Genomic DNA, 11,981 nt, shown 5'->3' with positions numbered 1-11,981 from the left:
CGGCCAGCACCTCCTCCACCGCAGTGACCGGGGCGCGAAATCGGCTGGCATCGCTGTATTCCGGCGCGGGGAGGGCTCGCGTGTCGAGTTTGCCGTTGACCGTCAGCGGCAACGCAGCCATCACCACGACCGCGGACGGCACCATGAAGCCGGGCAGCCGACCGGCCAGCGCGGCGCGCGCGTCGGCCGCGTCGATCGTGCCGGTGACGTAGCCGACCAGGCGCGGGGCGCCGGGTTGGTCTTCGCGGGTGATCACCGCGGCCTGATCCACACCGTCCAGCGCGGCCAATGCGGCGCGGACTTCGCCGAGTTCTATGCGGTATCCACGAATTTTGACCTGCTCGTCGGCGCGGCCCACATAGTGCAGTTGCCCGCTCGTGTCCCAGCGCACCAGATCCCCGGTGCGGTACATGCGCCCTCCGGGCGACCCGAACGGGCAGGCGACAAACCGCGACGCGGATAGGCCGGCCCGCCGCCAATACCCGACGGCCACGCCGCGGCCCGCGATATACAGCTCGCCAACGACATCGGCGGGAACCGGACGTAACCATTCGTCGAGGACGAACGCCGCCGCCCCGGACACCGGCGCGCCGATCGGCGGCACGCCCGAGTCCGGCGTCAACGGCGCACTTCTGGTCGCGCACACGGTGGTCTCGGTCGGGCCGTAGCCGTTGACCATAAGCCGTCCCGGTGCCCATCGATCCACGACCTCGGCCGGACACGCTTCGCCGGCCACCAGTAGCGTTGTCGCTCCCAAGTTTTCGGCGGGTAGCGCTGCCAGGGCCGAGGGGGTTTGGCTCAGCATCTCTACCCGCTCGTCGATGAGCAACGCGCGGAAGTCGTCGGGCGAGCCGGCCACCCCTTCGGGCACCACCACCAGCCGGCCCCCGAACAGCAACGCACTCCAGATCTCTTCGACAGAGGCGTCGAAGGCCAACGAATGCCACTGCGCCCAAACCAGTCCGGAAGGGTTGAGCGATCGCAGGAGCTGAGTCACGTTGTGGTGGGTGACGGCGACGCCCTTCGGAACACCGGTGGTCCCGGAGGTGTAGATGAGGTAGGCAATGTCGTCGGGTGCGGGCGGAGGCAATGCGGCACCGGGTTGAGTGGCTACGTCGGGGTGCGCGATGTCGACGACGGTCGGCTCGCATCCGTCGAGCCGCGGCCGCAGTTCCGCAGTCGTCACGACGGCGATCGGGGTGGCGTCGGTGAGCATGAACTCGATCCGCGCATCAGGCAGACCCGGATCGATCGGCAGATACGCCGCCCCGGTCTTGAGCACCGCGAGCATCGCGATGACGGCGTCGGGCGAACGGGCGAGCAGCAGAGCCACACGTTGCCCGCGGCCCGCGCCCCGACCGATCAGGAAACGGGCCAGTCGATTAGCGGCCTCGTCGAGTTCCCGGTAGGTCATCGAACGGCCTTCGAAGGTCAACGCCACCGCCGCCGGCGCTCGCGAAACCTGATCGACGAACAGCTCCGGAATCGACGCGGGCTCGGGTGCCCGCTGGGTCAGCACCGCCCGGTTGCCCCACCCATCAAGCCGCGCGTGTTCGTCGGCGCCCCATGGGTCGATCGACAGCAGCCGACGTTCGGGGTCGCCGGCCATCGCGGCCAGCACCCGCAGCAACCGTTCGGCCAGGTCTGCGACGGCGAAGCCCGCAAACAGCTCCCCGGCACCCTCGGTGCCGAACAGCAGTTGGTCACCGGCTGCGGAGAAGAACAACCCGAAGCCATCGGCGAGACCGGAATTGGTGTATGACGCCGAGGCCGCCACGCCGCCGAAGTCCAAGGCGAGCACAGCGGGAAGGAAGTTGACGCTCACCCGCTGGGCGAACTGCCGGGGGTCGCCGGAGCGTGCCTTGCGTTCCAGTGCCCGCACGGGAAAGCGCTGATGTTGCAACGCTTCACGTATTCGCGCATCGACGTGGCGGCAGAAGTCACCCACCGTGGCATCCGGCGAGAGTTTCAAAACCAGCGGAACGACGCCGGAGACCATGCCGGGAAGCGTCTTCGATTCCGGGGTGACCCGCCTGCTCACCGGGAAGTCGAGCACCACCTCCGAACCGTTGTGACTCCAGGCTCGCACCAACAGGGCGCACGCGGCGGTGATGACCGATGACCGCGGCATTTCCCAGGCGTGGGACAACTCTTCGACTCGGCGAATGACCGCGGGATCCAGCTGGACCGGCGCCGAGGAACGATATGGACCGCGCTCACCGGCACCCCGCCGCAACCACCGATCCGGTCCGTCGCCGGATGGCAGATTCTTCGACCAGTACGCCTGATCCTCGAGGTAGTCTGCCGACGCTTCGTACTCCGATTCGCATGCGACCAGGTCCGCCAGCGAGCCGAAGAATGGGGACGGCATGGGCGCGCCCGCGATGACTGCGGAGTAGATGGTCGCGATCCGATGGCCGACGAGGGCAATGCCCGACGCGTCGGCGACGATGTGGTGACAGCAAGTGAACCAATAGAATTCGTTGACGCCCGTCTGGAAGAGCGCGAACCTGAACAGCGGTCCGGTGAAGGGCATGGGCGTGCGCTGAATCGACGCCGCGATCTCCTGGGCCTTCCGCACGGGATGATCCGAGCCGCGCAGGTCGTGGAAGGCGAGGTCAACCTCCGGGTCGTCAATCGACTGCTGCATGACCTGGCCGTCATCCGAAAAGAATGACGTCCGAACGGGTTCGGCCTCCCGAAGCGCCCGGCGGATCGCCCACTCGAGGGGCTTGCGCTCCACGCGTCCTTCGATTTTGACGAAGAGGCCAAGTTGCCAATCGGTGCGGGACCGGCCCGTTTCCTGTGCTAGCCAGATGTCGAGCTGTCCCCGTGTCAAGGGGAGCGCGCGCTCGTCAAATTGCATCCATCACCCCCCGGAATCAGGCGACTTCCGCGGGTGCCAGTTTTTCGCACAACAGCCCCGCCAGACCACGGATCGTGATGGTCGAGATGTCGGCGGACGGGATGCGAACCCCCGTTTCGGTTTCGATGCGAGTACGTAGTTCGAGCGCACCGAGTGAGTCGAGGCCGTATCCGGACAGCGGCCGATCCGGATCCACGCTGCGACGCAGAATCAAGCTGACTTGATCGGAGATCAGTCGCCGCAGCGAGGCCGGCCACTCGTCCATGGGCAGCTCGTTGAGCTCGGCGCGGAGTTTGCTTGTGCCCGTTGCGTCGCCGACGGGGCGAAACGCCTCGGTGAACGGGCTGCGCTCGGTCAACAGCTTCAACCACGGTGCGCCCGTGATCGGCGCGTAGCCGGTGTAGGCGCGGTCGTGACGCAGCAGCGCATCGAACGCGTACGCGCCCTCCTCGGGCCCGATCGCCATGCCCGAGCTGTCCGCCAGGGCGGTGGCGCGCCCGATCCGGGCCCAGGGACCCCAGCCGATGGTGATAGCCGGCAGGCCCTGAGCCCGCATCCAGTGGGTGAAGGCGTCCAGCCAGCTGTTGGCCGCGGCGTAGGCGCCCTGGCCGGGAGAGCCCACCAGGGCGGCGGCCGACGAAAACGAGCAATACCAGTCCAACGGCTGGTCGAGCGTGGCGGTGTGGAGGTGCCACGCGCCGTGAACCTTTGGGCTCCAATCCCGCTCGACGAGTTCTGCGGTGATGTTGACCAGGGTGGCGTCGTCTACCACCGCGGCCGCGTGCAGCACACCCCGCACCGGGAGGCCGGTGGCGGTCGCGGTGGCAACCAATCGGCGCGCGGTGCCGGGTTCCGCGACGTCACCGCACTCCACCGTGACGTCGGCGCCGCTTGCCCTGATGCGCTCGACCGTTTCGATGGCATCGGGCGTCGGCTGCGAACGTGAACACAGCACGATGCGCCCGCAGCCCGCCGCCGCCATCTTCTCCGCCAAGAACAGACCAAGGCCCCCGAGGCCCCCAGTGATGAGGTAGGCGCCGTCGCGGCGGAAGACCCGGGCCTGCGCCGGCGGCACCGGCACACGTCGGACACCGCTTCTCGGTATGTCGAACACGACGTTGCCGGTCTGTCCGCCGCCCGCCATGAGACGAATCGCGGTGTCCGCGTCCGCAAGCGAGTAGTGCGTGGTGTCGGGCATCGGTAGGGCGCCGTCGGCGATCAACCGGTACACAGTGCTCAGCAGGGTGCGCACGCGATCCGGTTCGCTCGCCGACAGCAGCGCCATGTCCACGGTGTGGAATGCGATATTGTTTGCGGGGATTGGTCCCAGCCGGGCCTCCCGATGGCTGATGTCGATGAATCGGCCACCCGGCGCCAGCAATTCGAGCCCGGACCGTTGGGTGACGCCGGAGCCCGAGTTGACCACGATGTCCAAGCCGTGGCCGCCGGTGTCGCGACGGATCAGGTCGGCGAAGTCCGTGCTGTGCGAGTCGTAGACGTATCCGATCCCGCTGTCCCGCAGAAGTTGTCGGTGCGTCTCGTTGTCGGCGGTGGCGAATATGTCGGCACCCGCCGCGCGAGCCATCTCAATCGCCGCTTGCCCTACCCCTCCTGCCGCGGAGTGGATCAAGACGCGATCATCGGCCTTGACGTGGGCCAGCTCATGCAAGGCGTGATACGCGGTGGTGTGCGTGGTGGACGCCGCGGCGGCCTGGCCGTCGGAAAGCCCCGCCGGCAGGGCGACCGCCAGTCGCGCATCGCACGTGACGAAGGAACCCCAAGAGCCGCCGCCGCACAACCCTCCGACTCGATCGCCGACCGTATGGTCCGCGACGCCTGCTCCGACCGCCGTCACCGTCCCGGCGAAATCGGTGCCCAGGCCCCGGAGCGTGTCCTGGCCCAGCGCGGCCAGCACGTCGGGGTCGGTGAGGCCGGCGGCGCTGACCGCGATCTCGATTTCCCCGGGTCCCGGTGAACGCCGTTCGTGGAGAACGAGTTCCATCGACTCAAGGTCACCGGGTATACGGACCTGCAGGCGAATCCCGTCACGCCCCGGGTCGGCGATGGTGGTTCGTCGCTCTTCTGGGCACAGCGGAGTGGGGGACAACCGCGCGACATACCAGGTGTCCTGGCGCCACGCGGTCTCGTCCTCCTCGGAGCCGCCGAGCAGTTGCCGGGCCAGCTGCTCGGGGTCGGTGCTTTGGTCCATATCGATCTGGGTGACCCGCAGGTGCGGATTCTCGGTGCCGATCACCCGCACCAAACCCCGCAGCCCAGCCTGCTCCAGGTCCGGCACGTCGCCGGCGACCACGGCCTGGGCGCTGCGGGTAACGACATAGAGCCGCGGAAGTTCGCCCGGGAAGTCCGGCAGATCGCGGGTGACGCGAATCAGATGTTGCACGGACTCACAACCCAGGCGGGGGGATTGGTCCGCGGCGCCGCCGTTTCCGGATCCCGTCAGGACCACCATTCCGCTGAATCCGCCCGCACGCAGATGGTCTCGAAGCTGTTGCGCCGTCGCGTCGTGGTCGGCGTGCGGTGGCCAGCACATCGTGATGCACTGCGCACCAGATGCTTTCAGCGCGTCGGTCAACGCGGCGCCCAAGTCACCGGCGGTGGTGATCAGCAGCCACGTTCCGGCGGCGGCATACTGGGCGTCAGGTAGCTCCCGGTGCCGCCAGTCGATCGTCAGCAGCCGTTGGGCCAGCAGCCGGTCGGCGTGGCCGTTGTCGGTTGCCTCGGTGCCCAGTCGCAGCCCCCGCACCGAGAGAAGGGTCGTTCCATGCTCATCGAGGATGTCGAGATCGGCCTCGACGCCAGCCGTATCCGCCTTGGTCACCCGGGTGTAGCAGTAGCGGGCGCCGCGCGCGGCGCCGTCGAGGCGGAGTGCTCGGATCCCCAATGGCAACGCCAGCGCATCGTCGTCGAGGTCACGCACCAGCGGGTGAGCGGCGATGGACTGGAAGCACGCATCCAGTAGCGCCGGGTGGAACCCGTAAGCATCTTGCTGCGAACGGATTTCACCGGGCAGTGCGACCTCGGCGAGGACCGTATCGGGAGACTCGTCGCCGGTACGCAAGGCGACCAGCCCGCTGAACGCCCGGCCATACTGAACACCCCGCCGGTCCAGGCGGCGGCGCACCTCGGCGCCGTCCTCGCGGTGCGGGTGGGCGGCCAGCAGCGCGGACGTGTTCCGCGCGGGCGCCTGCTGCCCCGTCGCGGCGCGAAGGACCGCCGTCGCGTGCCTCCCCTGTTGCTCGGTCTCCACCACGAACTCAGCGGCATTCGGTGACGACGCCGCCGCCCAGGTACTGACCGTGGTCTGCTGATCCAGCAGCAGCGCCCGGTCGAAGCGCAGATCATGGACCTCGGCGCCGTCGCCGAGCATGACGCGCGCGGCGCTCAGCGCCATCTCGCAGTACGCCGCCGCCGGCAGGACCGGAACATTCCGGATTCGGTGATCACCCAGCCAGGGCTGGGTGGAGGTTCCCGCCTCGGCCTGCCAGACGTGGCGTTCCGGTTCTTCCAACAAACGCACGTGGGCACCCAACAGTGGATGGACCGAAATGCTGCGACCGTGCGTCGGCGATCCGTGATCACCGCGGCGCAACAACAGGGGCCGGTGGGCCCAGGTCGGCAGCGGCGCGTCCACCAGCCGGCCATCGGGGTAGAGCAACGAGAAGTCCACCGCGGCACCCGCGCTGTGCAGGTCGGCTACGAAACTGCCCAGCCCGGATGGCAGCGCTTGGCCGCGGCGCATGACGGCCAGGGCGGCCAGCGGCATGTCGAGACTGCGGGCGGTCTGCTCGATCGCATGGGTGAGCAGCGGGTGCGGCGCCAGTTCCGCGAAGACCCGGTAACCCTCTTCCAGGGCGGCCCGTACCGCCGGTGCAAACCGCACCATCTGGCGGAGGTTTTGCACCCAGTAGTCGGCATCGCACACCGGCCGCTCACGCGCGTCGTACAGGGTGGCCGAGTAGAAGGGGATATCCGGCGGCATCGGACGGAGGTCGGTGAGTGCGTCCGCCAGGTCGTCGAGGATCGGATCGACCTGCGGGGAGTGTGACGCAACGTCGACGGCGATCTCGCGGGCCAGCACATCTTGCAGCTCCCAGGCCGCGACCAGATCGCGAACGGTTTGGGTGGCGCCGCCGATCACCGTGGACTGCGGCGAGGCGACCACCGCCACCACCGCGTCGTCGACGCCGCGGGTGATGAACTCCGAAAGCACCTGCTGTGCAGGCAGTTCCACCGACGCCATCGCGCCGGATCCGGCGATGCCGGACATCAGCCGCGAGCGCCGGCAAATGACGCGCACCCCGTCGTCCAGCGATAGGGCTCCGGCGACGACGGCCGCGGCGACCTCACCGAGGGAATGTCCGATCACCGCGCCCGGGCGCGCCCCGTACGAGCGCAAGGTGGCGGCGAGCGCGACCTGCATGGCGAACAGGGTCGGTTGTATCCGGTCGATACCGGTCACGGTCTGCGCCGCGGTCATCGCCTCGGTCACCGAAAACCCGGCCTCGTGCGCGATCAACGGCTCGGCCTCGGCGACGGTTGCGGCGAAAACCGGTTCGGTGGCCAGCAATTCGGCGCCCATCTGGGCCCACTGCGATCCCTGGCCGGAGAACACCCACACCGGCCCCCTGTCGTCGTGCCCGATCGCGGCCGGGCACGGACCGTCGCCGGCGGCTACATCTCGCAGGGCCGCAATCAGTTCCGGACGGTTGCCCGCAATGACGGCGCTACGTACCGGGCGGTGCGCGCGCCGGCGCGCCAGGGTGTACGCCAGATCCGGTAATTGCACATCCTCATGTGCCGCCACCCAGTCGGCCAGCCTGCCCGCGGTGCGGCGCAGCTCGTCGGCGGAGCTGGATGACAGCGGGAACATCAGAGAATCGGCCGGCGCCGAATCCACCGAAACAGCTTGCACTGCAGCGGGTTCAGGTGCCTGCTCGACGATCGCGTGAGCGTTGGTGCCGGATAGCCCGTACGACGACACCGCCGCCCGCCGGGGATGACCGCCGTCGCGGGGCCACGGCGAAACCGTCTGTGGCACAAAGAGTTGGGTCTTGATGGCGGCCAGCGGATCGGGCAGCTTGGTGAAATGCAGATTCCGGGGCACCACGCCGTGTTGCAGGGCAAGGATGGTTTTCATCAGGCCCAGTGCACCGGCGGCCGCCTGGGCATGGCCGAGATTGGTTTTCACCGCGCCCAGCGCGCAGGGACCCTCGATGCCATAGACCTCGGTCAGGCCGGCGTATTCGATCGGGTCGCCGATCGGCGTGCCGGTTCCGTGAGCCTCCACCATGCCGATGCTGGCGGCGTCGACGCCGGCGGCGGCCAACGCCGCCCGATACACCGCGGTCTGCGCCGCGGCCGACGGGGTGGCGATGTTGACGGTGTGGCCGTCTTGGTTGGCCGCGGTGCCGCGGATGACCGCCAGAATTCGGTCGCCGTCGCGCAGCGCGTCGCCTAATCGCTTGAGTAGCAACACGACACAGCCTTCGGAGGACGCGAATCCGTCCGCCTCGACGTCGAACGCATGACATCTCCCGGTGGGAGACAGCATGCCTTCCGCGGAGCCCGCGACGAACTTGCGCGGATCGAGGATCACGGTTGCGCCGCCCGCCAGGGCGAGGTCGCTTTCACCGTCACCGAGGCTGCGACAGGCCAGGTGCACCGCGGTCAGACCGGACGAACAAGCGGTGTCCACCGTGACCGCCGGGCCGTGCACGCCCAACGCGTACGCGATGCGGCCGGACGCCAAACTGAAGCTGCTGCCGGAGAATCCGTACGGCCCCTCCACGGCGTGCGCGTCGGCGGCCAGCAGTTGGTAGTCGCCGTGGGTCAGACCCACGAACACGCCCGTGCGCGACTCGGCCATGGTCTCTGGGGTGAGGCCGGCGTGTTCCATGGCCTCCCATGAGGTTTCCAGCAGCAGCCGGTGCTGGGGGTCGATCGCGGTGGCTTCGCGCTCGTTGATCCCGAAGAACTCGCAATCGAAACCGGCGACGTCGTCGAGGAATCCGCCCCACTTCGTCACCGAGCGGCCTGGCACTCCCGGCTGGGGGTCGTAATATTCGTCGGCGTCCCACCGGTCCGGGGGCACCTCGGTGACCAGGTCATCCCCGCGCAGCAGCGCCTCCCACAACCGTTCGGGAGAGTCGATGCCCCCCGGCAGGCGGCAGGCCATGCCGATAACAGCAGTGGAAGTGAAACCCGATGTCTCCACGGCCGTCCACCCTCTTCTTATCCGACGGGGCGGTGAGTGCGTACGAATCCTGATCGTTCGGCGGCCTCGACCATCGGCTGCGGTGCTTTGCTGAATTGACGCCCAAGCAAATGAGGGCCGGCTGTGGAGCCCGCGGTCACCCCGAGTCCGCACCCCACATCCGTGCGGGAACGCCCCGGAGTCGCGATGGGTGGAGACGTGCAGCGCGGATGGCCGCGCTTCCTGCCGGTCGACAGTTGGCTGAAATCTCGGCGAACGCCGGTCAGAAGCCGTCGCGCGCCGGTCGTCGGCCGCGACAAACAAGTTGTCGTTGTCGTTGTCGACGGATTGATCATCGGTTCTCCCACACCGCAAGTCGACATGCGTAAAACAGACCCTACAGAAGGTCACCTCCGCGCGCGCCGCGTTGAGGCAAATTCTTCTGGGTGACGAGTGAGTTAGCCCGGAGTTAAGCCGCGATTGGTCAGGCGGCCCGGGTTCGAAGCGTCGCCGTCGGGGAAGGGCCGGCTTGCGGGCCTAGCGCGCCTGGCCCTGAGAGGCCAGGAAACCCGCGACGCCGCGGACCATCGCGTCGGCGTATTTCTGCCTGCCCTCGGCCGACTCCATCAGCGCCGAGTCCGCGGGGTTCTTCATGTTGCCGCACTCGACCAGGATCGACGGGTACTGCGCCAGGTTCAGCCCGGCCAAATCCGAGCGCCCGTACAACCCGCTCTGGCCGATGTAGTTGGCGGGCGGGATGCCGGAGGCCTGCATCTGGTCGCGCATGATCCTGGCGTACTGCACCGACGGCCCGGCCTGCACCTGGTTCAGCGGCGGGGCCGAGTAGTTGACGTGGAATCCGCGGCCAGATGCGGGGCCGCCGTCGGCGTGGATGCTCAGGACCGCGTTGGGATGCAACGCGTTGGCCATGTTGGCGCGCTCGTCGACGCAGGGTCCCAGCCCGGTGTCGTTGCCGCGGGCCATCGCGGTCCGCACGCCCAGGGCGTTCAACTCCGCACGAACCCGCAGCGCCGTGTCCCAGGTGAAGGTGTGCTCCTGATAACCGCTGTTGGTCGACGTTCCGCTCGCCTGGCAGTCCTTGGTACCGCCGCGACCGGTGGGCACCTGACGGCTGATGGACGCGTCGTTGGAGCCGTTGTGGCCGGGGTCGATGAAGACAACCATGCCGGCGATGTTGGATGGGACCGCCCATGCGGCCGGGGTCGCGGTCGGGGTGATCGCCGCCGAAGCGGCAACCAGCGCACCGATGACCATCCTGATGCCGACACGCCTGCTCACTCGTAGGTCCACGGCGCAAAGGTAGCTTCGCGCGGTCTACGCTGGGTGTTTCGAATCGCCGGACACACGCAGGCGAAACCAACTCGAGACCAAGATGCGAGGGGACTGTCATGCAACCCGGAGGCGACATGTCGGCGCTGCTGGCCCAGGCGCAGCAGATGCAGCAGAAGTTGATGGAGGCCCAGCAACAGCTCGCCAACGCCGAGATACACGGGCAGGCCGGCGGTGGCTTGGTCAGGGTGACGGTGAAGGGCAGCGGCGAGGTGGTCGCGGTGCAGATCGATCCCAAGGTGGTCGACCCCGGCGACGTCGAGACGCTGCAGGACTTGATCGTCGGCGCCATGGCCGACGCCTCCACGCAGGTCACCCGGATGGCGCAGGAGCGGCTGGGGGCGCTGGCCGGCGGTTTCGGCGGGCCGCCGCCGGGACAGCCGCCGGCGCAGGCGCCGGAGCTGTAGATCGTCGAACATGTTTGAAGGACCGGTCCAGGATTTGATCGACGAGCTCGGCAAGCTGCCGGGCATCGGGCCCAAGAGCGCCCAGCGCATCGCCTTCCACCTGCTGTCGGTCGAACCGCCGGACATCGACCGGCTGACCGCGGCGCTGGGCAAGGTGCGCGACGGCGTGCGGTTCTGTGCGGTGTGCGGCAACGTCTCCGACAACGAGCGGTGCCGAATCTGTTCGGACCCTCGTCGGGACGGCTCGCTGGTGTGCGTCGTCGAGGAACCCAAGGATGTGCAGGCCGTCGAGCGCACCCGCGAATTCCGCGGCCGCTACCACGTGCTGGGCGGCGCGCTGGATCCGTTGTCCGGGGTGGGGCCCGAGCAGTTGCGGATCCGCGAACTGCTGAGCCGGATCGGGGAGCGGGTCGACGACGTCGACATCAGCGAGGTGATCATCGCCACCGACCCGAACACCGAGGGCGAGGCCACCGCCACTTACCTGGTCCGGATGCTGCGCGACATCCCGGGGCTGACCGTGACGCGGATCGCGTCCGGGCTGCCGATGGGCGGGGACCTGGAGTTCGCCGACGAACTGACGCTGGGCCGGGCGCTCGCCGGCCGCCGGGCGATGGTCTGAGACGGCTCAGGTCTTGGTCAATCGGAACGGCCGGGTGACCGTCGAGCCTGGACCGCCACACCCGTCTGACGTGGTCGTCCGGCCCTCACCGGCAAGCGACACGGCGTCGAAGCTGTAGTCGACGGTTGCCGGAACCGTTGTTCCATTCGCGCACGGTGCCTGCGTCGCGCCGCTGTGGGTCCAGCGTCCGTTCGCGAGGTCGAACTCCCAGCTGATAACGAACGTCCCGCCGTCCTGCGAGGTCGCCAGCGTGCAGTCCGACCCGCAGGGGGCGAAAAGCCACGTGGTCGTCTTGTCACTGTCGGTATAGAGCACCGTGTACCGACCGCTCGGCACCTCGGGCGTCGCGTGCGCCGGCACCGGTGTAATCAATGCGGCCGCGACTAGCAGGGCACTGCCGCCCGCCAAACCCCGCCGCCCGCTTCTCGCGATGTCATTCCGCATGTCAGCGCACCGCCAACCGCTCCCGGCGCAACAACTCCACCTCGGGCAGCTCCAGCGGCGCCAGCTCGCCCACCACCT

Annotated in this window: 6 protein-coding genes; 2 read left to right on the top strand and 4 right to left on the bottom strand. The window is 68.5% G+C overall.

From position 1 onward, the window contains the following. The 3 genes from A9X05_RS23845 to A9X05_RS23835 all read right to left on the bottom strand — a co-directional run. Positions 1-2,866, bottom strand: a 2,866-nt coding sequence (locus tag A9X05_RS23845; protein ID WP_156736936.1) for an amino acid adenylation domain-containing protein, incomplete at its 3' end; no start/stop codon positions are given. Positions 2,867-2,882: 16 nt separating this feature from the next. Then, entirely contained in the window at positions 2,883-9,101 is a 6,219-nt protein-coding gene (pks2, locus tag A9X05_RS23840) for a sulfolipid-1 biosynthesis phthioceranic/hydroxyphthioceranic acid synthase (protein ID WP_304442460.1), read from the bottom strand. Positions 9,102-9,617: 516 nt separating this feature from the next. Continuing rightward, entirely contained in the window at positions 9,618-10,391 is a 774-nt protein-coding gene (locus tag A9X05_RS23835) for an Rv3717 family N-acetylmuramoyl-L-alanine amidase (RefSeq protein WP_156670150.1), read from the bottom strand. A 98-nt stretch (positions 10,392-10,489) separates the two neighbouring features. Between A9X05_RS23835 and A9X05_RS23830 the strand changes: the two genes are divergently transcribed. Then, on the top strand, positions 10,490-10,837 hold the full coding sequence (locus A9X05_RS23830; protein WP_067784391.1) for a YbaB/EbfC family nucleoid-associated protein: 348 nt from the start codon (positions 10,490-10,492) through the stop codon (positions 10,835-10,837). A gap of 10 nt (positions 10,838-10,847) precedes the next feature. Then, positions 10,848-11,459 carry a recombination mediator RecR gene (recR, locus tag A9X05_RS23825; RefSeq protein ID WP_067270973.1) on the top strand — a complete coding sequence of 204 codons (612 nt, stop codon included), beginning with the start codon at positions 10,848-10,850 and terminating at the stop codon, positions 11,457-11,459. Positions 11,460-11,465: 6 nt separating this feature from the next. Here recR and A9X05_RS23820 read toward each other — a convergent pair whose 3' ends face one another. Further along, the gene (locus A9X05_RS23820) at positions 11,466-11,819 is read right to left on the bottom strand and encodes a hypothetical protein (protein ID WP_231978461.1); all 354 of its coding nucleotides are present in this window, start codon (positions 11,817-11,819) and stop codon (positions 11,466-11,468) included. Between the last annotated feature and the right edge of the window lie 162 nt (positions 11,820-11,981).

This window comes from Mycobacterium sp. E3298, from assembly GCF_001666895.1.
Lineage (GTDB): Bacteria > Actinomycetota > Actinomycetes > Mycobacteriales > Mycobacteriaceae > Mycobacterium.
This window is presented reverse-complemented; position numbering and strand designations above follow the sequence as displayed.